The 24,883-nt window shown below is 39.9% G+C and carries 23 protein-coding genes and 1 pseudogene; 13 read left to right on the top strand and 11 right to left on the bottom strand.

The features are described 5' to 3' along the window. Positions 1-2: 2 nt before the first annotated feature. The 8 genes from RE317_RS07720 to tssD (RE317_RS07685) form a co-directional block, all read right to left on the bottom strand. Positions 3-710, bottom strand: a complete 708-nt coding sequence (locus tag RE317_RS07720; protein ID WP_118214462.1) for a DUF4280 domain-containing protein — start codon at positions 708-710, stop codon at positions 3-5. A gap of 11 nt (positions 711-721) precedes the next feature. Continuing rightward, a complete protein-coding gene (locus tag RE317_RS07715; RefSeq protein ID WP_257421177.1) occupies positions 722-1,504 on the bottom strand; it encodes a hypothetical protein in 783 nt (260 codons plus the stop codon). 50 nt (positions 1,505-1,554) lie between these two features. Next, positions 1,555-2,295: a hypothetical protein gene (locus RE317_RS07710; RefSeq protein ID WP_147399448.1), complete on the bottom strand. Its 741-nt coding sequence runs from the start codon at positions 2,293-2,295 to the stop codon at positions 1,555-1,557. Position 2,296: 1 nt separating this feature from the next. Beyond that, on the bottom strand, positions 2,297-3,631 hold the full coding sequence (locus RE317_RS07705; RefSeq protein WP_118214459.1) for a hypothetical protein: 1,335 nt from the start codon (positions 3,629-3,631) through the stop codon (positions 2,297-2,299). Between the two features lie 12 nt (positions 3,632-3,643). Further along, positions 3,644-5,473, bottom strand: a complete 1,830-nt coding sequence (locus RE317_RS07700; protein WP_118214458.1) for a phage baseplate assembly protein V — start codon at positions 5,471-5,473, stop codon at positions 3,644-3,646. A 22-nt stretch (positions 5,474-5,495) separates the two neighbouring features. Further along, on the bottom strand, positions 5,496-6,881 hold the full coding sequence (locus tag RE317_RS07695) for a DUF5458 family protein (protein ID WP_118214457.1): 1,386 nt from the start codon (positions 6,879-6,881) through the stop codon (positions 5,496-5,498). A 28-nt stretch (positions 6,882-6,909) separates the two neighbouring features. Beyond that, a complete protein-coding gene (locus tag RE317_RS07690; RefSeq protein ID WP_118214456.1) occupies positions 6,910-7,362 on the bottom strand; it encodes a hypothetical protein in 453 nt (150 codons plus the stop codon). A gap of 138 nt (positions 7,363-7,500) precedes the next feature. Then, positions 7,501-7,893 carry a type VI secretion system tube protein TssD gene (tssD, locus tag RE317_RS07685; protein ID WP_118214455.1) on the bottom strand — a complete coding sequence of 131 codons (393 nt, stop codon included), beginning with the start codon at positions 7,891-7,893 and terminating at the stop codon, positions 7,501-7,503. A gap of 325 nt (positions 7,894-8,218) precedes the next feature. Between tssD (RE317_RS07685) and RE317_RS07680 the strand changes: the two genes are divergently transcribed. The 13 genes and pseudogenes from RE317_RS07680 to RE317_RS07615 all read left to right on the top strand — a co-directional run bounded on the left by RE317_RS07680 (position 8,219) and on the right by RE317_RS07615 (position 21,068). After that, positions 8,219-10,708 carry an ATP-dependent Clp protease ATP-binding subunit gene (locus RE317_RS07680; RefSeq protein WP_257421175.1) on the top strand — a complete coding sequence of 830 codons (2,490 nt, stop codon included), beginning with the start codon at positions 8,219-8,221 and terminating at the stop codon, positions 10,706-10,708. An 8-nt stretch (positions 10,709-10,716) separates the two neighbouring features. Beyond that, complete coding sequence (gene tssD, locus RE317_RS07675; protein ID WP_118214453.1) at positions 10,717-11,133, top strand: type VI secretion system tube protein TssD; 417 nt, start codon at positions 10,717-10,719, stop codon at positions 11,131-11,133. A gap of 10 nt (positions 11,134-11,143) precedes the next feature. Next, the gene (gene tssD, locus RE317_RS07670; RefSeq protein WP_118214452.1) at positions 11,144-11,707 is read left to right on the top strand and encodes a type VI secretion system tube protein TssD; all 564 of its coding nucleotides are present in this window, start codon (positions 11,144-11,146) and stop codon (positions 11,705-11,707) included. A gap of 17 nt (positions 11,708-11,724) precedes the next feature. Then, positions 11,725-12,162, top strand: a complete 438-nt coding sequence (locus RE317_RS07665) for a GPW/gp25 family protein (protein WP_118214451.1) — start codon at positions 11,725-11,727, stop codon at positions 12,160-12,162. Between the two features lie 23 nt (positions 12,163-12,185). After that, positions 12,186-13,051 (top strand): annotated as a pseudogene (locus tag RE317_RS20970) (TssN family type VI secretion system protein). Positions 13,052-13,086: 35 nt separating this feature from the next. Beyond that, on the top strand, positions 13,087-14,238 hold the full coding sequence (locus RE317_RS07650; protein WP_118214449.1) for a hypothetical protein: 1,152 nt from the start codon (positions 13,087-13,089) through the stop codon (positions 14,236-14,238). A 32-nt stretch (positions 14,239-14,270) separates the two neighbouring features. After that, positions 14,271-14,777, top strand: coding sequence for a type VI secretion system TssO (tssO, locus tag RE317_RS07645; RefSeq protein ID WP_118214448.1), 507 nt, complete (start codon positions 14,271-14,273; stop codon positions 14,775-14,777). Then, positions 14,764-15,291, top strand: coding sequence for a type VI secretion system transmembrane protein TssO (locus tag RE317_RS07640; protein WP_118214447.1), 528 nt, complete (start codon positions 14,764-14,766; stop codon positions 15,289-15,291). The genes tssO and RE317_RS07640 overlap by 14 nt, the downstream gene beginning before the upstream one ends. A 6-nt stretch (positions 15,292-15,297) precedes the next feature. Beyond that, the gene (locus tag RE317_RS07635; protein WP_118214446.1) at positions 15,298-16,197 is read left to right on the top strand and encodes a PKD domain-containing protein; all 900 of its coding nucleotides are present in this window, start codon (positions 15,298-15,300) and stop codon (positions 16,195-16,197) included. Between the two features lie 8 nt (positions 16,198-16,205). Further along, positions 16,206-18,689 carry a type VI secretion system protein TssR domain-containing protein gene (gene tssR / locus RE317_RS07630; protein WP_257421174.1) on the top strand — a complete coding sequence of 828 codons (2,484 nt, stop codon included), beginning with the start codon at positions 16,206-16,208 and terminating at the stop codon, positions 18,687-18,689. A 24-nt stretch (positions 18,690-18,713) separates the two neighbouring features. After that, positions 18,714-19,454, top strand: coding sequence for a hypothetical protein (locus RE317_RS07625; RefSeq protein WP_118214445.1), 741 nt, complete (start codon positions 18,714-18,716; stop codon positions 19,452-19,454). Positions 19,455-19,459: 5 nt separating this feature from the next. Continuing rightward, positions 19,460-20,320, top strand: a complete 861-nt coding sequence (locus RE317_RS07620; RefSeq protein ID WP_118214444.1) for an AraC family transcriptional regulator — start codon at positions 19,460-19,462, stop codon at positions 20,318-20,320. A 124-nt stretch (positions 20,321-20,444) separates the two neighbouring features. Then, a complete protein-coding gene (locus tag RE317_RS07615) occupies positions 20,445-21,068 on the top strand; it encodes an RteC domain-containing protein (RefSeq protein ID WP_118214443.1) in 624 nt (207 codons plus the stop codon). Positions 21,069-21,089: 21 nt separating this feature from the next. On the opposite strand, the gene mobC is transcribed toward RE317_RS07615, so the two are convergent. Genes mobC through mobA form a run of 3 tightly spaced genes read right to left on the bottom strand, consistent with a single transcriptional unit; the run spans position 21,090 to position 24,819 of the window. After that, entirely contained in the window at positions 21,090-23,105 is a 2,016-nt protein-coding gene (gene mobC / locus RE317_RS07610; protein WP_118214442.1) for a conjugal transfer protein MobC, read from the bottom strand. Between the two features lie 38 nt (positions 23,106-23,143). Next, entirely contained in the window at positions 23,144-24,391 is a 1,248-nt protein-coding gene (mobB, locus tag RE317_RS07605; protein WP_118214441.1) for a conjugal transfer protein MobB, read from the bottom strand. Then, positions 24,376-24,819: a conjugal transfer protein MobA gene (mobA, locus tag RE317_RS07600; RefSeq protein WP_118214440.1), complete on the bottom strand. Its 444-nt coding sequence runs from the start codon at positions 24,817-24,819 to the stop codon at positions 24,376-24,378. The genes mobB and mobA overlap by 16 nt, the downstream gene beginning before the upstream one ends. Between the last annotated feature and the right edge of the window lie 64 nt (positions 24,820-24,883).

Below are 24,883 nucleotides of genomic sequence, written 5' to 3'. Positions count from 1 at the left end.
AATTATTTATATTGAATTACAAAATTCTCTATTGTAGCAAAATTTTCAGAGTTCACTATTCCAGAAACTAACATTTCTGTTGATCCGTTGTCAAAGACATGCCCTTTCGATGCAAGTATTTTTACCGTTACTTGTTCACCTTCTTTATAACCTCGTGTAATAATATAGAGAGTAACTTTGCGACCTTCTTGCACTTCTCTCATTTTTTTATCAGTCACTTCATCAATCCAATATACATCTAAAATCTTTTTGGCAAAATCTATTGGATTTATTATGGTCAATGTAGCCGTTTGACCACTATATACTATTTCTAGATTTTCGCCACTTATCATACAAGGTATTTTAGACTTGACTAAAAGGGCATTACTATTCCCAATAATGGTTTCGGAATAATCTATCCACTCTCCAAGACTTATTACACCTTTACATGGAGGAGGAGGACATAGTGGCTTTTGTTGTGATGGATGCATACAAACACCAGTAAAAGCAAAATTCTTTTTACCATCTTTATCACCAACAGTTGCCCAAAGCTTATCTTGCAATTTGACAGACTCTGTTGTAACAATTAAATTCGCAATAGGAGGATTACAATACTTGCATTGTACTTTTGCTCCCTCACACACAAATTTAACCTGCTCATTCTTGTCTGTCCATTCTCTTCTCTTTTCTTCTTTTTTATTTGAAGATGGCGTGTTTTTACTTGCTCCCATATCTTACAAATTTAGTAATTAGTTAATTTGAAGCTCCAAGATATATCTACATCCTCTCTTACATAGTCTACTTCAATATTTGCATTAATAGGATATGTATTGTTTATATGCATATCAATAATCCCTTGGTATTTTTTTAATTTAATAATATTAGGATTGATAGTTTTTCCGCTGACATTATATCTTCGCATTTGCGAATCAGCAGAAATCGGTGTTATTAATTCTTCAAATTGATAATTGTCAAAATCCGATAACCCTACGGCTCTGTATCCTTGCCATGCTGAATCATGTTTTAAAGGAATCAGAGGAAAGATTAAACCAAAATAAAAATACTGAGCCATAGGTGCAATATTATAATTCTGATGCAACATTTGATTATCAATGTTTTCAATATACTTAGTCACGGAACTACCTATGTAATCTCTCAAAAGTAAATTTTTGATTTCAGACCAAGATTCCATCATTTCCTTGATATTATCAATGGAAACAATCTTTCCATATTCGTTTATTTTACATCTGATCCAGTCATACCTGTATATAGTTCGCCTTAAAAAATCTTCACTTTTTATCAAGGAACGATCTAATTCCATAAAAATATTATCTATTTCTATCTCAAGTATGTTTAATTGGCGAAACTGGTTCTGGTTTATGTCAAGAGTGTTTGGACCTAATTGGATATTGTTATATTTGTCTGTTGAGATATTCTCGACAAGATATGTAAGTTCGTAACGATTTGTCTGAAAATCGCCATTACTTTTCTTTATCGCTAAGTCAGCTTCAAGTAGATATCTCATAACAATTCGTTTAATAGCTGTTGTCATATGATAATAGTAATATCAAACTATTATTTTCTCTTGGTTTCCATATAGTTATCGATCAATGATCCTCTCTTATCATTAATAAATCGATTTATTTGGAATAGTATCTTACCTGTATTTCCATGAATGATATATCCTGTATATTCCCATGAATTAGGAGATTTGTTAATATAGACCAGATATTGAGGACATTTTAAGAATTCATCATCTGGAAAACGTTCTACGTTCCGGCAAATTCTTGAATCCGTAATATCTACATTCAGTTCCAGCCGAAACAAAGTAATTAAATTTTCCACTGTGAATTTGTATAGGGCATCATAATCATCTGATAAAACAAAATTATTAGGTGTTTCGCAATTATACTTTTTCAAAATTGCGTCATAAAAAGAAATTTCATATGACTTTATAAAACCATCGGGATCATAATACCCGCTATACAAATATCCTGAATTGGGGTGGTTTCGTTCATCAGTATATCCTTCAATTTTTTGTCCGTCAGAATCATACCATACAATTTGTCTGACATTCATATCATATTTGTCAGTAAAATGATATTCATCTCCATCTTTGTGCTGATTAAAGATAGAAATATTGAATTTTTTAGGTACTTTGAAATCACTTGGATCAATCATGATAATCTTTTTAGAAGATGATGAATCATCTTGGTTTATTGATAAATCTATTTTCTCACTTGTATGTACTATTGTTCTACTCTCTTTATTACTACAAGCCAATAATAGAAGTAGCGCGATAATATATATCTTCATTTTATGTGAATTTCTTAATTATATCCCATTGCCATTTCCAAGTAGTAATCATAGAACCAAACCGATAACTCATTATATTATCCGTCGCATTTTGGGGATCATAATGCCCATGAGGATAAATATATTTTTTATATTTTGTCGTAATGACTGATTCTCCACTTAGTTCACGATGTGTATGCCAAAGCCCATATCCATGTAGAGATTCATGACCTATAACTTGAGGATTGTAATTTCGTTCTTGAAATAGTACGAGATTTTTTACACCTATTTTTTCTACTTGTCCGGCTGTGCCATCATAAGTCCTAATTCCAAAAGCAAATATGGGGAAACAATTTTTATATGCTGCATTGTTGGGGTCTCCCATAAATTTTTTTCTTAGGTAGCTAAACATACTTCCTCTATCCGCATCTTCATTTAATTTCCCTTTGGGGTCTATATATTTACCTTTTTGAAGAAAATTCGGGTCTTTTGATACATCCATAACAATATCAGTACTACCAGTTGCAGTTTTTCGTTTTGAGTATATGTCAGGCTTTATCAATGCCTGATAAAGCGTTCTGCACATTTGTTCTCTTTCTGAATCTGCAAAACTTCCTTTTTGTGTTTTGCCGGCAACATTCGTTTTTACACATACAAATACCATTTCAACTTCTTCCCTGTGTATTGCGGAATTTGGACGCAGAATTAATCTTCCTGCAAGTGTCTTTTGAGACTCCTGTTCTATTTTTGACATGAAGAATGAGCCTAAAGGGTAAGCATAGACATTTATCTCTTGTTCCTGATTAAAATCTTTGTTGCATTGAATCGTTATTGATCCCGCAACTGTTTGCTTGCATTTTTTGGTTATTGGGATTAAATCAGATGTGTCTACTGTAAATAATTCTTTATTATATGAAAATTCAATCTTTTCTATATCTTCGTCAATTTCAATTAATACACATAGCTTTGCCTTATAAGTCGGTTTAGGAGTTATTGATGCCTTATCACTATATTCTTTGGAAAAAAGATTGAGATAGGGAACAAAGTACTTTTCTCTTCCGGCTAACCAAGGAGCAGTAAAAGGACGCCGTCTGATATAAATTTTTTTATATTCATTCTCTAATTTTTTATAAGCTTCATCCTTGGATAAATCAGTCTTCCCATTTTTAAAACCACCTTGAATAATATCTTTATAAGGGGGTTCTACCGCTTGTGGCTCGTCAATCCGTAACCAGTCAAAGCCAAATGAGCCGTCATAGTCATAGTCTGTACGAAATTCAACAATACAAATAGGGTCTATTTTATCTTCACATAAAAAAGACTCGAAAAGATCATATACAAAACTATTGTATCCCATAACTTTTCACTTTTAACCTTTACTAACTCTAGCATCATCAGCTCCCTGTAAAAGTGCCTTTGAAGCACTTTTTAGTATAATATCACCTTTAAAAGTCTCAATATCAATATCTCCACTTTTGCAGTTGAAGTTCTTCCCAATGTTAAGTGACAATTTATCATTTATCACTTCTTCTAAATTTGTAGATGTTTGCTTTATATTTTTACCTACATCTATATTTGCACTATCTTTGACATTTACATTCGTGTTTTCTTCAACATTAATATTTAGGTTTTTAGCATTTAAGGTCATCGTTTCACCTGCCGTAATCGTCACATCCTTATTTGCAGTAATGAGAATATTGTCGCCGGAAGTATCTATTTTTATAGTATTCTTTTTTCTATCCTCAATTGTAATTCCCCATTCTCCTCCTTCATCATCATTAAACTCTATAAGATGTCCGCTACGTGTAATGATGCTTTTAACACTGTTTTCAGATTTTCCTCCTTCTCCATTATTTGTATGAAACATACTACCAGAAACGTAAGGACAAGACGGATTTCCGAATTCAAAATCAACCAACACTTGATCTCCTTTTTCTGGTACAAAAACAAAACCACGATTTTTAGGGACGGCTTTACTTGTGCCAGCATCCAAACTTCGTACCCGAATCCAGTTTGTTGTTTTATTCTGGTTCTCCTGCCATACAAACTGTACTTGGACCCGCCCAATGTTTTCTGGATCAGTATTGCTTATCACCTTAGCAAGCATTGGTCGTGCATCTGGTAACACAACGTTATTAACCGGAATACGCTCCATACTTGCCGGGATACCTTCAAATGTGTTGGAATATACACCATTCTTATCAACCTCATGGATTACAGACATCACCCTATATTTTCCCAAATCCCGACGGTCACACATGGAAGCCGGTATTTTGACCGCAATCGGTTCGCCAATACGCACACGGCAAGTCTTACTCTTACCTTTAAGCCAAACCAAAGAAGCCGTATCACGTCCTTTCTCAAACTCCAAAAGCCGATTCATGTGAACCGGATGCCCGACTACCGCTTTGTTATATAAAGTAGTAGGAGACTGATAAACGGACTCGGACGTACTAATTGCATTTGCCAGATAGGTGTTGATACCGTTCACACTGGCACTGTCATCTGCATACAGAGGACGGTCATCTTCCGCCATATAGTCATGGCGTGAATAATGGAAAGGAGTCACACGGGAACCGAAACTAACCTTATCTAAATCCACGTCGTAGGTGACGGTTTCATCCTTGTCCTTTTGCGGATTTCCAAAATGAAGCTTCTGTCCGTCATAATAGAACCATTCGCCGTATTGGTAAGCAATCCTACGAAGAAACTCATATCCGGTTTCTTCGTGCATCTGAGCATAAGGAATCTGTTCATTGAAAAGGGGTTTGTTGACAATCTCCACTCCATTGCCATAATTCTTCACCACCTCTCCGACAATAGCCGACAGGGTATAATCCATAAAGGAATCCATTGTCTTTCCGGATTCAAGCAGAATAGTAGGACTGCATCCTCTGTAATGGATAGTACCGGAAACTCCTCTCTCCCCATCCATTCCGATTTCGGTGATGATACCTTTGAAGATGCTTTCATCACCGCTAATTACATGTTTCATTCGGATTACCACACTCTGCCCCTGCATGGCAATCATGCTTTCACGCTCGTTGTACCAGATATTCTCTCCCGGCAGAGGGGGACACAACACACCAATATCAAAAACATGGTGCCCGTTGAACACCTGTTTGAGATAAATTGTAGTGAACTTACATTCACTGCCACCTATAGAAACAGTCGCTTCCACTTGATTCCAGTCAGTCATGATAATCCTTTTTTAATAAATTCTATTTCGACATTTCGTATTCAGAGTTCCAAGAGGTTCCCTCTTCACCTTTCGTCCCATCCAACTTAACGACAAATTCTTTTGCCGGGAAGAACGGTATCATAGTTATATCCAAATATATACGGTCTTTCTTTACCGGATCGCGCTCAAACCGCTCGATGCTATATTTTTCAATCAGTCTATCCGGCCCCTTGATGCTATCCAGGAAGCGGATCATCTGCTGGCGCAAATCTTTCTCCGACTTGCTTGTCCAGTTCTCAAATGCCCTTCTGTTCAGAAAGTCAACGAGCACTTTTGCCACGTAGTCAAATACACGAACCACGGAGTAGGTCTGTAATCCCAAATTATCACCGTTGAAAATGGATTTGCCGGAGAATGCCATCACTTTCTTATATTCATTGACCAACGGGATAAGTCCCATCTTTTCCAACTTAGATATTTCACTCTTTTTCAGAGGAAATACAACTGCATCCACCTCATCAAGTGCGCCGAATTTCTTACCGGCAGTAATCTGTGACATAAGAGAGCCATATACCTTGCCGGACAATGCTGATGATGGAGAGATGTGCAAATCTTCCTCTTCACCTAATTCTGCATATTTAGCCCGACCGATCAGCCAGTTACACACCAGTGAAGTATTGCTCTTAAAACCGTCACCGCCCGAAATATTAGACTCGTAGAACATTTCAATCACATCATCAGGCTTTTCAAGGTCGGCAAAATCAGAGAACAAATACACCTTATTATTATAGGCTATCTTTGCCCATTTCTCCACAGTTTTGTTGGAACCGAGGAATCCCGGAATGACAAGCAAAGAGTAGTTGTCTCTCAAATCAAGTTTGTCATAATACTGTTTCAGTTCATCCTCCACAGCATCAATGAAAATCGGATTATCCAAATCGGTGGTTTGTTCCATCGAAGCATTCATAATCGAGATATTGGTAATTTTATCCTGTCCGGTATTGTCATAGAACGATTTAACTTCTCTGTAAGCACGTTCCAGATCCTTAACCTTTTCGGCTGCTACCAACTGGTTGGCAGCAAGCAAGCCGGAAACCTCGTTCACTTCCGTATTGCAAGCGGACAGCATTTCATCAACTGTGCCGTTCTCTTCCAACATTTCAATCCACAAATCCAGCGTGCGCAACAAATTACGTCTGTCCTCCTTTTTGTCTTCATCTTTTAGATATATACTCATTCTAGCTTTCCGATCCGGATTGAGATTCTGCACCCTGTCAATCGCCGATTCGAGAAAACTGAAACCGCCAAACCGGGATAGTTTACCCAAATTTTCTTTCAGCGTATCCTGTGAAAAACGTTCATGAACAGCTTCACGGCTTTGTGACAACTGTTGCGTATCTGTCGCTTTAGTTCCTTGTTCTACCATGTTTTTTCCTTTTTATATTATACTGTAATTACAGTGACTCTTCCACCTGCTTTCTCAATTCTTTCAATATAATTAGCATGGCTGCCTTTGTATCATTGTTGGCAATAACACGCTGCAATACCTTGTTGGAGCGAAGCTGTTTAATCACTTTTTCATAAAATTCTTTGCGGATGCTCAGATTGTTAAGAAAAGGACTACGCTGGGTCATGCTTTTGACAGAGAAGTCCCCCACATTGCCGAACCGAAAATTCTCCGTTACATCCTGCCCTTCTTTATCCTGAAAATTCACATCGATGTTCGGATCAAAATACTTGAATACATCTTCTATCGTATATAAATGATCTACTATCTCAGGAACACCGGGTTCTTCGGCTGTCATTTGGTTAACTATTAGTGTACGATTGCCGGGAATATCGGCAATGCCCTCATTGGCTTCCTGCTCTACCGCATTACCGCCAATACCTATTTTGTCATCTATCATAATTCTGATTTATTAATTGTTTCTGCTTTAAGAAGTCTTATTTTTCATTGGTGCTATTAAAAAAAGAGACTGCCCATATTGCATACCTTATAGGAAAACTTTACAGAACAGCCTCTTTTTACGTTTTTTAAGTCCGGCTTATTTTGCATCCGGCCAGTCTTGTTCAAAGACAGCACCACCGATGGTTAATTTCTGAGCCGAAACTTCGAATTTGATAACCATAGGCTTCTTACCTTCAACATCAGCTACTTCCTGGAAGCGGGTGATATAGCCCTTTTCCCATTTCAACTCTTTCATCACAGATTCTTCATCTCCCTTCTTGTACACAACAGTACCTTCGTGAGGTTTGAACTGACTAACCATGTTTTCGATAATGGTTGTGTCTTCTGTAGATTCAATGGTAATTTTGATAATACCACCATACAGATGGGAAGCCGGACGCCCTTTAGCATCAACATCTCTCTTGATTTCGTAATCCACAAAGCGGATATCGAACTCCTTTGACTGAAATTTCAATGTCGATTTAAACATAGCATGAAATTTTTTAAATGAATAATAGGTTAACGATCTCGTTTGATGTGAACATTTGCGTTTGGTACTTGTTATATTATAACAGTCATAATACAATAAAGCCAAATAACTCCTGTATCACGCCCTAAAAATAGAGCTTTTTCTGTATATTACAAAAAAAATCTCTGTTTTTTTTATTGGTTTTGAAATAAAAATTAAGAAAATCTCTTGTTTTTATCGTTTTTATCCTATTTTTGCAGGTAGAAAAATTGATTGGAATGAGGTTTTTATACCTATTCTATATTATAACTATTATAATTCTAATACCCGATTAAAATAGAAGAACATGGAAAACGATTTTGTAAATTACTTAAGCGAATCAGTAAAGATTGCGATCCGTATAGCGAAATCTATTGCACGGGAATATGCAAACGAGTGTTATACACCTTCGCACCTGCTAAAAGCTTTGATGCATAAAGAAATCGGCCTGCAAGGATTCATTCAAAGCTTGGGAAAAGATACCGGATATATTGAGGATTGGGCAGAGGTGCGTATTGAAGAAGTACCCCGTTCGGGGAAAACTTCGGAAATTACGGCAGACAAGCAAATAGCCCATGTGTTTGAAGAAGCCGATATGGTACGGCTGAAACTGGGACTGCTGGAAATTAACCCGATATGTGTACTGGCTGCTCTCGCAAAGCCGGGGACTGCCTACTCCATCGCGCAACTGAAATCCTTTCCTATAAAAGAAGAAGAAATCTTATCATCCGTAGTAGACAGCCAAGATATTGCCCATGACATTACAGCCGACATACCGGCATCGGGAGGAGAAAACGGGACGGCATCGGCAGCCCTATATAAATATTGTATAGACAAGACCTCGGAAATCAGAGAAAATGAAATGCACGAAATCGTGTGCCGTGAGAACGAAACCCGCATGATGATAGAAACACTGGGACGCAAAGGCAAACCGAATGTACTCATCACCGGAGATTCGGGGGTGGGTAAAACTGCCATTGTGGAAGGTTTGGCACAGTCTATTGTAAAGGACAAAGTGCCATCCTTTTTGAAAGGAGCCGTTATATTGGAATTGGATACAGGTGCTTTGATTGCCGGAGCAAGCTATAAAGGCGAAGCGGAAGACAGACTAAAGAACCTGATAAAAGAACTTCGAAAAGTGGACAAGGCTATCCTGTTCATTGATGAAATACATACGCTGCTCGACCCCAAACAAGGGAACAATGGGATAGCGGGCATTCTTAAACCGGAACTGGGCAAAGGAGACTTGACAGTCATCGGTGCAACTACCGCCGACGAATACCGAAAAATTATAGAACCGGATCATGCTTTCAGCAGACGTTTTGAAGAACTGAAAATTAATGAACCGGATATTTCATCAGCTATCATAATGGTAGAATCCGCCTTGAATACCTACACCGACTTTCACGGGCTGGAAGTAACGGAAGAGGCAGTACCGGAATGCGTACGTCTGGCCAAACGTTATGTCAAGGACAGAAGATTGCCGGACTCTGCCATTGACTTACTCGATCGCACGCTGTCTGCCGTGAAACTTATCAATGAAACTTCCCAAGAATGTATAGAAGAACTGTCAACTGCCTTGAACGAGCTGGAAAAGAAGGAGGACGTGGATAGCGGAGCCAAATTGAAAAAGCTAAAAGCCATCTACCATACCATGCAGAACCGATTGAGTCCGGTTCTGCTCGGAATGATAGCCGAAGATATTCATCCGGAGAATTACGATACGGCGGAAGAACTATCCGGCTATATCAGACAGAAAATAGAAGCACTACACTCTTTTATTGCGGAGCCTATCAGCAAAGTCGGACCGCAAGAGGTTGCAGCAGTGGTATCCTACAAAACCGGCATACCACTAGGCAAACTGCAATCCGAAGAGAAAGAACGGTTGCTCAATATGGAAAATATCCTCCGAAAAAGAGTAGTCGGACAGGATAATGCATTGAAAGTATTGACTGATGCGATTTTGGAATCCAGATCGGGACTGAACAAAGCGGGACAGCCCATTGGTTCTTTCTTCTTTCTGGGGCCTACAGGAACCGGAAAGACCGAACTGGCAAAGACACTTGCCGAAGCACTTTTCAATGATGAGAAGGCTATGATACGGTTCGATATGTCGGAGTTTAAGGAGGAGCACTCCGCAGCCTTGTTATACGGTGCGCCTCCGGGATATGTAGGATACGAAGAGGGTGGACTGCTGGTCAACAAAATACGAAGACAACCCTATTCAGTCGTATTGTTCGATGAGATAGAAAAAGCACACCCTTCAGTTTATGATATTTTTCTGCAAATCATGGATGAAGGAAAGTTGCATGATCGATTAGGCAAAGAAGGAGACTTCTCAAACTCTATCGTGCTGTTTACTTCCAATGTGGGCAGTGAATGGTTATCCAATCAACTGGCAGAGGGGAAAAATCCTACTACCACTCAATTGATGGAAGTGATGGGAAGGTATTTCAGGCCGGAATTTCTGGCACGCCTGTCGGAGATAGTTCCGTTCTCACCTATCGGAGAAGATATATTGCTAAAGATATTTGATATTCAGTTCAGGAATGTTTCGAACTTGCTGGAAAAGCAAGGTATAACTATTATTCTAACGGATGAAGTGAAAAAGTATCTTGCACATAAGGGATTTGATCCTAAATATGGTGCAAGGCAGGTGGCAGGAGTGATACGAAATTATCTTCGAAGACCTATATCCCGACTGATTATCAGCGGAAAATTATCCAAAGGGAATGTACTGAAAGTAGGTATGGGAGAAAACGAAGAGTTAACGTGGAATATTGAAAATATAGATTAAGAAATTCTATGATAGATGCCGGGCACAATTATCTGTCGGTGGTATATTCCACAACAATATACCCCTATAATGCGGATGGAAGGGATTTGTACGAATTGTTGGAATGTGACTACTCATTCATGAAAGATACCGAAAAAAACGGGGAAGTGACATCACGGGTAAAGGGCGGTGTCATTACGTTGCGACTATCGTCGCTCTCTACTAACAGTCTGTTCGGATGGTTTGTGAATACACGCCAGAAGGCAAACGGTGAAATACTAGTAACAGGGAATGACCGAAGGTGCAAACCCGTGCTGAAATTCGAGGATGCCCGATGTACCGGATTCCGTATGCAGTGTGGCAGCACAGAAAAAGCTCCCGTTCTTATACTGAGGATCAGTTCTCCGAAAATACGGATGGGAAACACAGAGTTTGATAACTTATAAAACTCAACATATGAATTTTTGGAGTAAACTATGGAGAAAGAATAATATCTCCGAATCTTCTGAAACTCACTCTGACAGAAAGGAAGCGGAGGTGAAACAGGAACTACCCGGCAGAAGCGTGAAAGAGCAGAAGCAGGAAAGAGCAGCCCATATTGTTCATAATGAACAGGACGAACTGTTACAGATTCTATTGGAAGTGGAACAGTCGGTATACGAAGCCGCCTGGTTCGACATCGACTTTAACCAGGAGAAAGACAAGGAAGGACGACCGGACGGCAGTGTGTACGGAGGTATAATTTCACTCAAATTGAAGGAGATGGAATCAGAAGATTCACTTTATGAATGGTTAGCACAAACACAGGGACGCCACGAAGGAAGTGTGAGTATCTATCGTAAATGCAACGGGAAAATAAGCGGGGAGCCGATTTGTAACATAATCTTTAAGGATGCGTGTTGCGCAGGCTACCATAAGTATCTGAGGGGGGTAACTTCCGAAGATGTGACTGAATTGAAGATTACTTCCCGCTATCTTAAAATCGGTGATGAAGAATTTGAAAACAATTGGCGAAACTAAAAATATTTGAAGAGATTATGGAATACTACAAATTTCCACTCAGGATAGGTCTGCTGCTGCAAGATGGAAACAAGTCTCTGCCCAAATGCAGTGAGAAGGAATCCATCGACCAGCATCTGGAACTGCTGTTCACGACCTGTCCCGGTGAACACCGGTATGATCCCCGGTACGGATGCCGCATTTGGGACATGGACTTTGAAAAGGTGGCTTCGCAAAAAAGCTGGCAAGACCATTTCACAACCTGTCTGACAGAATCGATCAGAGCCTATGAGCCGAGATTGAGCGAAGTTGAGGTGCAGGTAACAGTCAGTGATATAACTTATACGGATGACGTTGCAGATACAACGACTATCAAAAAGAAGGCGGACGTGTTAATCAAAGCGGTACTGAATAGTACTCAGGAGAACTGCCGTTTTCGATTCAGGCTGTTTCTAGGCCCGTTGTCTAGTGAATAATAACTACTTAACACACTAATATTATGGAAGATTTTTTGGGACGATTCTTAACTTCTTACGTGTTATTCCCGCTGATAGCTTTCTTACTGGGAGGCGTAGTATTTCTTATTGCAAAAAAGAACAAGCTGATGGGGAACAGAAAGCTGATCACTTATGCTCTGGTGACTGTCTTAATTCTTGTTCTTCCGGCTTTAACAGGATTTGTGGAACAGTATTTTATTCCGTACATCTACATAGCTTTGCAGCTATTGTACGTAGTGTTCGGATATTACCATCTGAAAGCTATGGATTTGTTTTTGCCGGACTTCGCGCAGAAGCCTTTCAAATATGAAATTATTTTCACTTTAGTGCTCTGTATCATGGGAATGGCTTTCTTTTCACTGGTATTTAATTTGTGCAGTGAACTGCAATATGGCTGGTGGGCTTCAACATGTATAGTCCCGTTCATTTTTATATCGTTGTTCAGGAAAACATACCGTTTGTATCTGGATATACCACTGGAATTTATAAGATATGGGAATATTCGGATGACAGGAAGATTGCGGATGACAGCAGTATAGATACATCGGAATTAATACTGGTGGATATCGAACTCTTCAAACAAATTGGAGATCCTGTTCCTTTTCACTTATCGGTACAGGCTTCCGACACGATGATATTCGGTAACTGGTTCCAGCGATGCATCAAGGATCATAGCCGGAAATATCCCATGAGCAGAATCTATTATAATGATAATGAAATACCATACGGATGGATATTTTATACTAAACCGTCTTTCTTCCTACCTAGGAGATATATCGATCCCGATCTGTCATTCACGGATAATAAAATCAAAGGGGGTTACACTATAATCGCCAAACGGGTAAGAAAGGAAGAGGTATATAGCTAATTAATAGAACATAAGAATAATAATCATTACAAGATATGGAAAACAAAACATTTAACTTGGTTAACTGGGAAGAAGGTATGAGCCTTTCTCCCGATTGCTTCGAAATGACTGAGAATTATTTCATTAACGGGCAATGCCTGGGACAGGAGATACACATCACTAACTTTAACTACGGTCTTCTCAGACCGTTGAGAAATAATCAACAGTTGATGTGTGAAATTGAAGTAAGTCATTCCGTCACAGACAGTATAGAAGTGCGCTTGGTACGTTGCCACGGAATTACCACTGGGGGATTCATCATCAATTATGAACCCGGCCCAATGGAATACCTAAGTTATAAAGTTCCGGCAGGAGAGCTGACAAGCAGCTCTTCCTCTCGTACTTCCTATCTGAATGTCATTTTCTCGGTCAATCCCTACAGTCGTATTCCGACAGGTGAGCTAAACAATGACGTGCTTCCGCCACGATACCCGGAAGTCCGACCGGAATACAAACTTTACACGGTTCCGGTAGAACAGATGCAGAATGGAATTGACCCTTACAGTCTGATAGTAGGACGCATACGTAAGGATGGCGACCGATACGAAATGGACTACAACTATATTCCTCCATGCATGACAATGTTGAGCGATCCTGATTTGACTCGTTATTACGGACGCTTTGGCGTCTTCTTCAACAATATCGAGAAGGCTTCCAAGGATATTGTCGCTAAGGTTGTCAATCGCTCCGATTCATCGACAATGGCTTTGAACGTGGCTGAAATCTGTAAGAATATCCTGCAATATTCAGCTACCTCGTATTTCAGTTATAGGAATACCGGGGCGTATTGGCCACCCATACGGATAATCGGCTGTTTCTCAAACCTTGCACACCTATGCTTCAATACGCTCAATTTCATGGAGAAAACAGAAAAAGAAGATGTACTCAAATATTTTTACGAATGGAGCGATACTACTCCTGCACAATTTGAAACCATACTTTCAGAAGCGGTCGAAATCAAATACGAACATGATGAAATACGAAGTATGATGCTTATTATTGAAGGATTCCTAAACAATTTCTCTGAATTGTGGATGATGCTAAGTTCTTTAGAATATATCGGCAAGCATAAAGAAAATATCGTAGTTGGTGAACGAATCCGGCGACGGGACAATGTAACCCGGTCGGATTGGAATTTGTTAGACTAACTGTGTAATAATCATTTTAAACTAAATAAACGATGAAACCTCTGAATAATAATACTGTAAGGAAAGGCTATCTGAGATTCTCAGGTTTTCTGATTATCTGTGTGGCAGTCTCAGTATTCTGTTTCTATTCTTATATGAGAACGGCTTCTACTGAGGTCAAGATGATCATGGCCAAAACGATGGAATACGATAATATCTATTCCGCAGAGCTGAATATGGCGGCAGCGGTGGATTCTATCTACCAATATATGTCACTGATGAACAGTTCCCCGAAAATCAACGATCTCCTGCTGCAAAGCGTGGTCAGTAACCGGAAAATGCAGCTGCAAAACAGAATTAATGGTCTGGATGAACGGGACTTTCTGCTATACAAGAAATTGGCAGGAAACATTAATGTATTTTTAGGTGTGAAGGATTCTATCCGCCTGGCAGAAAAAGAAGAAAGCGTAGTACGGGAGGATTTATTGAGATGCGTAAGGGAAAACCGGGAAATTTCAAGAAAACTAAAAGTAGGAGGTATTACTTATGAGAGAAAATGAACAACTTACACAGAATAGGACTACCATAAACCATCGTGAGAAAACAATAGGATTTGTATATGTCCTGTTATTGTTCCTTGCCGTGTCTATTTGCTGCTGCATGATTATCTTTTGGACAAACTCTGATTTTGACACTACCCGGCAAAAGGATATTGTACTGGTAAAGGTGGAGAAAATCAAGAAGTTCCAGGAAACGCAAAAGGAGTATAAACCGGTGGTGGATTCCTTATATAATAGAATATACAAACTCAAACCGGGTATCAACGCGCAATATGAAGAGGAAGATATCAAATACCTGCTGAATGATCTGAAAAACACGTACCAGAACAACGGCTGGGATAACCGGTATAAGGTATTCATGCACGTAGCTGATTTTTATCAAATGTGGCTGACAGACAAAAAGGAGTTGTGGAGCAAACGGGAGAATATCAGCACTTTCAAAAGGAATCTGGAAGAGTGTGAAATCGGTCTGGAAAGCAAGAAACAAGATTGGCGTTCAGCATTAAAAAAATAATTTGTCATGGGAAAAATCAATAACAGGAAATCGTTCATTATAATAGGAGCCGTCATACTGTGTATTATAATTGCCTGTTTAATCAGTCTTTATCTGAGAGAGAAACCGGTAATTGCCTATATCACTCCCACTGATATAGAAATAGGAGAAGAAATCCAATACACTGACAGTACCAAAAGGGCGGATACGTGGTTATGGGAATTTGGAAACGGAGATGCCTCGGAACAACGGACAGGTAGCTATCGGTTCAATCAAAGCGGAAAATATCAAGTGAGACTAACCGTAGATAGAAAATATGAGAAAAAATTCATCATCAATGTACGGGAAAAGAACAGTGAGAATACAGAGGGAGAGTTGATCAAGATCGATGCCCCCGACTTTGCCCTTCAAGATGAAATTATCTCCTTTCATGGTATTGGGGATTCAAAAGAATGGAGATGGCAGTTTGGAGAAACAGGAATGGTGGATTCACGAGAAAAGAATCCGCTATATGCCTATATGGAACCCGGTATTTATGAAATTCTGCTGACAACGGAAGATACTCATTATCCGATACGGCATACCATACAAATCGAACCGAACTATCAAAAGAACGATTCTACCGATGTGCTTACCCTTGTGGGAAACGACATCAGGGAGAGATTACAGGCAATCGTGGACGGCAAGCCATTCAACCCCAACTATAATTATGTACTAAACACTTACCTGTGCGATAATCCGGATGTTGTCGTAACTGTCAATGGCGACAAACATAATGATTTTTATTCCTACTGCCAAGGTTTGAAAATTATTGGAAGAAAAAAACTCATTATCGAAGAGGTCGTAGTAGATACCGGGAATAGCAATGCAGATGAATGTATCAAAAAGCTGCTAGTCACCCAATCTGAAAAATATATATCAAAATAACCTGCATCATGAAGAGAACTAAAAGGACGTGGAACGCAACATTTGCACTACTTTGCACAGGAGCGGCTATTGTGACCTCCTGTGCTCCGATAAACCGGTTCACGAGAATAAAGCAAGTGCCTCGTGAACATATCATGAATTATTGCGGCGGTGAAATAAAAGCTCCAAAGACCCTACTGTTGAAAAATAATCCGTGGATTGTTTTCTCTGACCAGCCGGGCAATATGAGCTATCAGAGTCCTACGGGAAAGAATGAAATGAAAGAACTGAAATTTATGGATGCTTTTTTGGTAGTGGGAAAAAAGGGCGACTGGCTGAAAGTCGTCAAATATGATCCGACACAAATAAAAAGCCGAGGACGTAGGCTAGGAAACCATAAATCAGCCATCTATTACGGATGGGTTCACCAATCGGACTTGTTGCTGACACGAAGTTCCGTAACGGATCTGGCAACGGGATTGAAAAATAAACAGATTACTGTATTATCCGATACTCTTCCGTTGAAAGTTCCGGATAAATACTTTATAAATGATTCTCTACTGACGTTTGAAAATACGGATCTCAGTAAACCATATACCAAGATTCCCATACATCAGTTGGTTTTCCCACTGAAGCAATCAGAGGACAGAAGTAAAACATTGATTGCCAGAAAGTCTTATATTTCCCCGGACAGTTTGGGTATGGAAGTATGTGGCTGGGTAAGCAACCAAGTAATAAAGAATATAGGGCAGCAACTGCATGTTGATGTGCGAAGTCTCCCGGACAGTACGCTATGCTTCATGAACAAGGCAGAAACCGATACGCTAAATTTCAGACGGGCACAACTGACACCTAGCCGGGAACTGATACAAATAGCGCGTCCGCTGGCCTACAGTCCGATAACGTCCTATTGCCAAATGGATACGGTTATCCGTTTTAAAACCGGTGCATTCATGCCGGTGATAGACAAGCGGGAGAATTATGTTCTGAATGTGAATGGTAACCGTATCTATTACAACCAGTTCAAGAAGATAGAAAAAGACCTGCAAAAAATTAATGTCGTGTTTGTTGTGGAAGGAAATGAACTGGCAGTCAAACAATTCCCAGAAGTGGTCAATGTGATACAAGGATTGCAACCAATGTTTGCCGATCCCGCTGACGGGTTCGACTACAAATTCGGTTCTGTGCTGGCTTTCAATGAAAAAGGCAACAGTGAAAATCCCGAAGTAGATTTGACAAATGATTATATGCAAGTGCTCGATTTTTTGTCTGCCAAAAGCAATAATGCAAAACAACTGGTTCCCACAGGGGGAAGAAGCTGGAACGCACTGAGAACGGCCGTCAATCTGTTTAAAGGCCACCAGAAAGAAAGTAATCTGATTATCCTTATCGGTGAAACCGGAAACAATAGTGAATGGGCGGATTCAACACTGGTTAACCGTATGGCTGAATATAATTGCAGAATGCTGGGATTCCAACTTTTTGGTGGAAATCCGGACAAATTCAATAACTTCGTTCTGCAAGTTGAGAATATGATTGATAACTATGCTGTTAAAATCAGCCGACAGAAAAGAGAAATCATCGTATATGCCGACCAACTGCGTAAATACCATGAATACAGAGAAGTCAATAAGAATGTTTATTGTCTGGACTTTCCCGACAGGAGTATGACACAGGGATGGGTAGTCTTCCCTCAAAAACAAGAGAATCTACCCCTTGAAGGGCTGGCTTCATCCGTGGATACCTTGTTACAACAAGTAAAGTGGGATAACAAATTGCTAACGCAAAGTCTGTATAAGGCATTTAACGAAGTCGGAAACTTCCGCAACAGGGAGGATTCAACATTAGTAGACTATTTCCAAGTGCAACCATCAGGAATAAAATCTCTGACAAAAGCATTAAGAAATACCGAACCGGAATGGTATCTGCCGGCACAACCGGTAGTATTACATGATTCGGTGTCTCCATTATTGGAATATTGGTTACTTGTGACGGAATCAGAATTTAAAAAAATGCGCAGTTTTGTAAATACGCTTTCCAAATATGAAGTGGATTACAAATATGAAGCACAGAAAAAAGAAAAAAGAAAAAAGAGAAAAATTTGCGACTGCCCTGAAGACCAAAAATTGCTTAGAGATACCAGATCATCTGCCGCTAACATGAAAGATAGTCATGAGTATGCTTCTACCAAAAAAGTGAGAGCGAATCTCTTTGCTCTTTATTGTACATATATAAATGATGGAAAATTGTGCAGAATCAAGTATAAGAAACTAAAGAAAATGACTTTGGCGGAAGCGCAACGGTTTATTACAACCTGTCCCACGGATAATCCATTTTTGAAAGCCTTTACAGTAAACGACCTAAAGAGAAAAAGACATCTGCCGGATGAAACACTAGATATGCTTGTGGAATACTTCAAATCCAAAAAAACGGCATGGGAAGAAGCGGCCGGGAAGGGTTTCACCTCCAACGGACAAACTTATTATTGGATAGACAGGAATATGTTGCCATAAAAAGAGAATATATTAACCTATTAAATGAATAAGATGAAAGAAGATTTGTTTATTTCTATTATGCAGAAAAATGGAGTTTCCGATGAAACATCCATACATAATGCTTATCTGGATATTCTGCATGAAATAGAAAAGGAGAATGTAGTAAAAAAAGAGTGTAAATCCAAACTGGAAAAAATGGTATACAAACTAATTCGGGACATTCTCGCTTTTCGTATTGCCATGAATGCACCTTTTTTCTTATACAAAAACTATTTAGAAAAAAAATGTTCACAAAACAAAGATATTTTTCTATGGCAATTCGCTGATAATCTGAATGCTTATGCCGCATTACTTAAAAGCAATTTAGCCGGACGAATACGCATAAGAATCGTAGATAACGATATAAAGATTATTCCTACGAGTTTGATTAAAGAAATGAAACGTGTGGCAAGCATTGGAGCAGATGCTATAAATAACTGCATTTTCGATAATGTAGAGTATGATACAATAACCGGGCGTTTTACCGTCATTGCCAATATTATAGATGGAGCTTTTTTTGAACGACATGGCATCAGTTATTATTTCAGAGAAGCCGATGCAAGAAAAGCCGTCTTCTCGGGATCGCTGAAAGGACAGAAAATCAAACTCGGCTTAATGGTAAACAGAGATGAAATATTTACGGACTTTGAGATAGAAATGGTGCAAAAGAGCGAAGAAACAGGTATAAGCGTGATCCTCCGCGATTCGATAAATAAAGCCAATGAAGTGATTAACGGTAAGTAATATCTATGAATAAAACCAAACTACATACGTTTCTACCTTGTGACGAAATACCGGATAACTGTAACTTCCTGTTGAAAAAATACCAAAGGGGTGAAACTTTCAGCAACGTCAACAAGGAAACAAATTACCTCGTCTTCTGCCAGGAAGGCGAGGTGCATTTGACCAGCAACTTGTTTCGGGAAAAGATGCTGTATAGCGGTGAAATCATGTTTCTTCCCCGCATGGCAGACTGTCAGGGTGAAATTTGGAAAGAAACCCATGTGGTCATTCATACTTTCAATAATACGGTATGCCACCCTGAAAATTGCATACTTAGGTTTTTATACAGTCATGCGAAGAAAAGGGACGAGGATAAATCTGGTATCTATTGTTGCAAGTTACCTGCACATAAAGTTATCATCTTTTTTATGGAGAGCATATCCCAATATTTGACGGACGGCACCGGAGACTTGCTATTGTGGCATCTGAAACATAAGGAACTGATTCGTCTGTTCAGTTGTTACTATAGTCCAGAGGAACTACAAGCTTTCTTTCACCCAATGATAGGGGAAGTAGTGCCATTTAAGAATCTGGTGCTCTCGCATTATATGAAAGCTAATGATACGCAAGAACTTGCCGACCTATGCGGTTATGGGGTAGTCACTTTTCGCCGTATTTTTAAGGAAGAGTTCGGTACATCGGTTTACCAATGGTTGTTGAAGAAACGCTCGAAACATATCTTGTATCGGCTTTCTTTCCCTTATATTTCTTTTCAGGAGATTATTGAAGAGTTTAATTTCACTTCTCCCCAGCAATTCAACCGGTTCTGTAAGACCAATTTAGGCGATAGCCCTACCAATCTGAGAAAAAAACACCAATCTTCTTGACAATCCATGGGTTTTGCGCAATAATGATGAATTTATGATTATTTTTGGTAACACTTCCTACATGAAATGTCCATACCTTTGCAGCCAATTTCAAACAAAGAGAAAATTACGGAAATAATCATGTATGGAGGATTTTAAAACAACACTATATATTCAATTATTATCAAAAGGAGAGGCAACTAGAGAAGAATTTGAAGAAGCATTGAGTGATTTCACCAATCGTATCTATGAATTCTGTATGGATAAAAAAGATGTGGGATTCATCTACTTTTCACTAAACAATATACGGATATTGCTCATCCATTTAGAAGAGATGAGAGCTATCACGAATAGCAAATTGTCAGCCAATGGAGGTATCACCTTTGTTAATGCCGCTATAGAATGGGTGATTAAACAAAGTGAAATGCCACATAAAAAGAATGATGTATATTTAAAAGAGAAAGAATTTCAACAGAAGGAGGAAATACCAACACAAGTTATATGGACAGGAAAGATAATCCATTTGATGGAATTTATCTACGGTTCGGAGGCTTTGAAAAATTTCAATAACGGACAAGTGACTATCAAGGAGATTTCCGCCTACTTTGGCAAGATGCTAGGTATAGAAATCAAAGATCCATCAGGCTGTTATGTAAATATGAGGGAACGGGTGCAGGAAAGCCGCACCACTTATATTGACAGTATGCGGGACGCATTGCTGGAGAGGATGGAAAAGGATGATGAGAAGTTGTACCGGAGGAAAAAGTAACAGCTTTTTCCTCCGTTTTTTTTAATCCTGTTTATTCAGTTCCAATAAATGGCAAAGTGCCGGGTCATTCTTGATTCGTTCTAGTTCATCAGTAACTATCTGTTTCACGTCTTCTTTAATTTGATTGTAGTTGGATTGCACCATTTCCTGCATATGATCCACTCCGTTCTCATCCACAAAATTTGTGATAACGGGGATTTTTTGATAACTCTTTTCTTCTTCAGCAATCTTAGCAGCATCCACTACTATTTCACAGTGGAAAATCTTCTGCTCGATGCGCTCGGAGAAATTATCGGCAATTGCACCGACAAACATACCTTGTGTCAGTCCGCTGATTTTGCTTGGCGGTATCATGCTGTCCATCTGGGTAGAGATGGAAGTAGACTTGTCATTTCGGTTAATACTTATACTTTGACGTTTTTGTAGTATCTTTCCGAATCTCTCGGATAGGGTCTTAGCGGTTTCACCGACAACCTGACCGGAAAAAATATTGCCTACCGTATTGATGATTACTTTCGCTTCTTTGTCGGTATAGTCACGAATGAGCTGGGAAAAGTCCTGAAAGCCCAATAGTACCGCAACTTTGTTACTTCGAGCTGTGGCAATTAGGTTGTCCAGCCCTTTGATAAAAACGGTGGGCAATTCGTCAATGATGATGGAACTTTTCAACATCCCTTTCTTATTAACCAGTTTAATGATACGACTGTTATACAGTCCGAGAGCAGCTCCGTAAATTGCCTGTCTGCTGGGATTGTTACCGATACAAAGGATTTTCGGGGCTTCGGGATTATTGATGTCCAATGAAAACTCGTCGGCGGACATGACCCAATAGAGTGCCGGGGAAATCATACGGGACAAAGGTATTTTAGCACTGGCTATCTGTCCCATTAATTGGTCGGCTGCGCCGGCAAGCCATGCATCCAAAAACGGGCTAAGATAATTTTCCAACTCCGGATAGGAAGACATAATAGGGAAAATCTGCTCGTAGGGCTTGTTAAGGAACTCGATGGCATGAGGAAAGGTACAGTAACGTCCGTCCTTGTAGATGCGAAGGAACCAAATGATTGCGGCGAAGAGAATGGTAGGTGATTCGACAAAGAAGTCGCCCTGCTTTGCCGCCCAGGAACGGTTAAGGTTCAACATGATATTGTAACTGGATTCGTAGGCATCGGATATATCGGTCATGAATTTGGCATTCAGCGGATTGCACCGATGGCTGCGGCTTGGATCATCGAAGTTGATAATGTAGAACTTCGGTTTGACCTTATAGCCTTCCTGATGTGTGAGCAGATGATTATAAGCTATGGTAGTGAGATCGGGAAACTTGAAGTCATAAATGAACTGCGAATAGCCTTTTTCAATCTGTTGCTTAATGTACGAGTTTACCACGGCAAAGGATTTACCGGAACCGGGAGTACCGAGAACAATGCTCGCACGAAACGGGTTGACGACATTAATCCAACCGTTGTTCCATTTCTTCTTGTAATAGAAACGGGTGGGCAGATTGACGGAGTATTCATTTTCCATGAGCTTGGTTTCCTGCATGAAGCTCTCGTTTTCATTATTAAATACGTCATCAAGCAGATTATTCTTCAGCAAACGACTTATCCAAATACCTGCCGCCAAAAGACAGAGATAACCAACACTAAGCGTCAGTATATAGAAAGCTGTGCGGACAATGAACGATAACGGTAAGTCAAGTAACCACCAGTTGAAAAAGAACAGAACAAAGCCGACAGATAATACTACCCATATATGCACCCATTTTATTTTTTCTTCCTTTACCCCTTTAGTTCCAAGACAGGATAAAGCAAGAAACACTACACAAAAAAGTTTTGTATAAAGCGAATAAGTGAACAGTCCCGCCGTTCGCTGGAAATTAAGCAGTATCTTATCCACTACCCCTATATCTATCCCCCATTCCTTAATGGCAGGATAACAATACCAATAGATATTTATTATAACAAACAAAATACTTAATGCACGCATGAAGTCCATCACCCGTGCCAATCCTCTTAAATCATCTTCTTGTGACATAATTTCTAAATTTTAATTGTGATACCAAATGTTGTCCGTTAATCCTGACGACCGTAACGCCGACGTTTTTTCCTGCGCTTCTTGGGAAGCGGCGGTTCCCGGTCAAGCAATACCGGATCGGGAGAGAAAAGGGAAAGGAGACTGCCGGAGGAAGTGTCCTTTGTTGCAACTTTATCATCTGACGATGATTTCCGTTCCGTATGGTCGGCTGAAATGGGCTGTTGCACCGACAAAAAATCTTCTTTGGCATTCCGAAAATACTCGTTAAAAACATTTGCCGAGAAGTCTTTGCCCAAACGGGAACCGTTCAGAACTACCCGATTACGATGGTCAATGAAAGTTACGCCATAAATACGGTTATCTTCATTGCGACGTAATACCAGGTCAATGCCTTGTGCGGAAAGTTCCTTGCGAAAGTCCGATTCTGTCCGGGTGCGTTGTATGGCGGCGGAAACCACACGGCGGGTACGCTCTTTCAGTTTCTTGTCCTTGATAACTGTGCCGGACTGCTGCATCTGTTTTTCGATGGCTGCTATACCTGTCGATTTACCGAGGACGGAAGATTTTATCGGCGTGCCGTTTTTTTTTCCGTCTTTGTTCAGGGCGGAGTACAGGATGCCGTGGTAGTTACATCCGTTTACTTCGCCTTTAACTTCTTCCACGCCGATGTTGTAGAGAGAAAGCAAAGCCCGAAATTCACCCATCGATTGAAAACGGTACATTTTAAGCAAAGGCTTCACTACATTATTTATTTGTTTTTTCAAATTGCCTTTGTCGTTGTCTACAGGGGTAAGCTGCCAATCTTCCCCTTTTTTCTGCCCTTCTGCCGGATGCAGACCGTATTTTTGTTCCAACTCTTCGGTGATGGCTTTACTGCGGCGGTATTCGTTACTGTCGTTAATCTTTTTTCCGGTACTGTCCACCCGAAGGGAAACGATATGGATATGCCTGCGATCGATGTCCTCATGCTTAAAAATCAGATAGGGCTGATTACCGTATCCTAATTTTTGCATGTATTCTTCACCGATGGCAGTCAACTGCTCATCGGTAAGCACATCGTCGGGATGCGGATTAAGTGAGATATGAATGACGGGCTTCTCGGTACGGTAGTGGGACGGCATCCACCGCTGAAAATCCTTCATACAGTCACCGATGCTGAACTGTCCGTCTTCGGGTTGCAGTACAAGATTGGCCGCAAGGATCTTGGCATGACCTTCGTCCACCTTCTCCTGGTTATAAGCAAGTGCACCGTAAAGAGATTGTCCAGTACTTATTTTCGCAACCATTGGTTCTCGAAAGTATTGGAAAGTTCGACAATTTTACGGCTTAATTCTATCAGCTCCATTGTGGTTTTCTCCAGTTTATAAAGCATGGCAAGGGCTTTTTTCTCGGAGAAATGAACATGAAGTTCTTTCACTACCTGATTGTAATTCACTCCAACGGAACGGAATTGCTGATACAAGGCAGTGAGTTTGGCGACATATTCGAGCGCGGCACGGTCGGTTCGGACTACCCGAAATTCTTCGGAAAAGACACGGGCGGCAATAAACTGCGCCTTGGATTGGAGACCGGACTGCTCGAAAAGTGTGAGGAAACGGGCATGTTCCACCGCATTGAAATTGACGGTGTAGCGAAAAACGGCAGGATTGGTTTTAGGTTTTCTGCCTCCTTTCTTTCGTGAAGGCAGGCGTTTGTTTTCTTTTTCTTCATTCATAACTCTTGGATTTTTTAGTGGTACAATAGCAGGTCGGCGGAATAACTACGCCCTACCACTCTCC

The sequence above is a fragment of the Phocaeicola sp. GP0067 genome (assembly GCF_031119655.1).
Classification (GTDB): domain Bacteria; phylum Bacteroidota; class Bacteroidia; order Bacteroidales; family Bacteroidaceae; genus Phocaeicola; species Phocaeicola vulgatus.
This window is presented reverse-complemented; position numbering and strand designations above follow the sequence as displayed.

What these genes read in the sequence shown, in the direction of transcription:
- RE317_RS07720 (WP_118214462.1), bottom strand. Translation starts at nt 710, where the DNA reads ATGGGAGCAAGTAAAAACACGCCATCTTCAAATAAAAAAGAAGAAAAG.
- RE317_RS07715 (WP_257421177.1), bottom strand. Translation starts at nt 1,504, where the DNA reads ATGAGATATCTACTTGAAGCTGACTTAGCGATAAAGAAAAGTAATGGC.
- RE317_RS07710 (WP_147399448.1), bottom strand. Translation starts at nt 2,295, where the DNA reads ATGAAGATATATATTATCGCGCTACTTCTATTATTGGCTTGTAGTAAT.
- RE317_RS07705 (WP_118214459.1), bottom strand. Translation starts at nt 3,631, where the DNA reads ATGGGATACAATAGTTTTGTATATGATCTTTTCGAGTCTTTTTTATGT.
- RE317_RS07700 (WP_118214458.1), bottom strand. Translation starts at nt 5,473, where the DNA reads ATGACTGACTGGAATCAAGTGGAAGCGACTGTTTCTATAGGTGGCAGT.
- RE317_RS07695 (WP_118214457.1), bottom strand. Translation starts at nt 6,881, where the DNA reads ATGGTAGAACAAGGAACTAAAGCGACAGATACGCAACAGTTGTCACAA.
- RE317_RS07690 (WP_118214456.1), bottom strand. Translation starts at nt 7,362, where the DNA reads ATGATAGATGACAAAATAGGTATTGGCGGTAATGCGGTAGAGCAGGAA.
- tssD (WP_118214455.1), bottom strand. Translation starts at nt 7,893, where the DNA reads ATGTTTAAATCGACATTGAAATTTCAGTCAAAGGAGTTCGATATCCGC.
- RE317_RS07680 (WP_257421175.1), top strand. Translation starts at nt 8,219, where the DNA reads ATGGAAAACGATTTTGTAAATTACTTAAGCGAATCAGTAAAGATTGCG.
- tssD (WP_118214453.1), top strand. Translation starts at nt 10,717, where the DNA reads ATGATAGATGCCGGGCACAATTATCTGTCGGTGGTATATTCCACAACA.
- tssD (WP_118214452.1), top strand. Translation starts at nt 11,144, where the DNA reads ATGAATTTTTGGAGTAAACTATGGAGAAAGAATAATATCTCCGAATCT.
- RE317_RS07665 (WP_118214451.1), top strand. Translation starts at nt 11,725, where the DNA reads ATGGAATACTACAAATTTCCACTCAGGATAGGTCTGCTGCTGCAAGAT.
- RE317_RS07650 (WP_118214449.1), top strand. Translation starts at nt 13,087, where the DNA reads ATGGAAAACAAAACATTTAACTTGGTTAACTGGGAAGAAGGTATGAGC.
- tssO (WP_118214448.1), top strand. Translation starts at nt 14,271, where the DNA reads ATGAAACCTCTGAATAATAATACTGTAAGGAAAGGCTATCTGAGATTC.
- RE317_RS07640 (WP_118214447.1), top strand. Translation starts at nt 14,764, where the DNA reads ATGAGAGAAAATGAACAACTTACACAGAATAGGACTACCATAAACCAT.
- RE317_RS07635 (WP_118214446.1), top strand. Translation starts at nt 15,298, where the DNA reads ATGGGAAAAATCAATAACAGGAAATCGTTCATTATAATAGGAGCCGTC.
- tssR (WP_257421174.1), top strand. Translation starts at nt 16,206, where the DNA reads ATGAAGAGAACTAAAAGGACGTGGAACGCAACATTTGCACTACTTTGC.
- RE317_RS07625 (WP_118214445.1), top strand. Translation starts at nt 18,714, where the DNA reads ATGAATAAGATGAAAGAAGATTTGTTTATTTCTATTATGCAGAAAAAT.
- RE317_RS07620 (WP_118214444.1), top strand. Translation starts at nt 19,460, where the DNA reads ATGAATAAAACCAAACTACATACGTTTCTACCTTGTGACGAAATACCG.
- RE317_RS07615 (WP_118214443.1), top strand. Translation starts at nt 20,445, where the DNA reads ATGGAGGATTTTAAAACAACACTATATATTCAATTATTATCAAAAGGA.
- mobC (WP_118214442.1), bottom strand. Translation starts at nt 23,105, where the DNA reads ATGTCACAAGAAGATGATTTAAGAGGATTGGCACGGGTGATGGACTTC.
- mobB (WP_118214441.1), bottom strand. Translation starts at nt 24,391, where the DNA reads ATGGTTGCGAAAATAAGTACTGGACAATCTCTTTACGGTGCACTTGCT.
- mobA (WP_118214440.1), bottom strand. Translation starts at nt 24,819, where the DNA reads ATGAATGAAGAAAAAGAAAACAAACGCCTGCCTTCACGAAAGAAAGGA.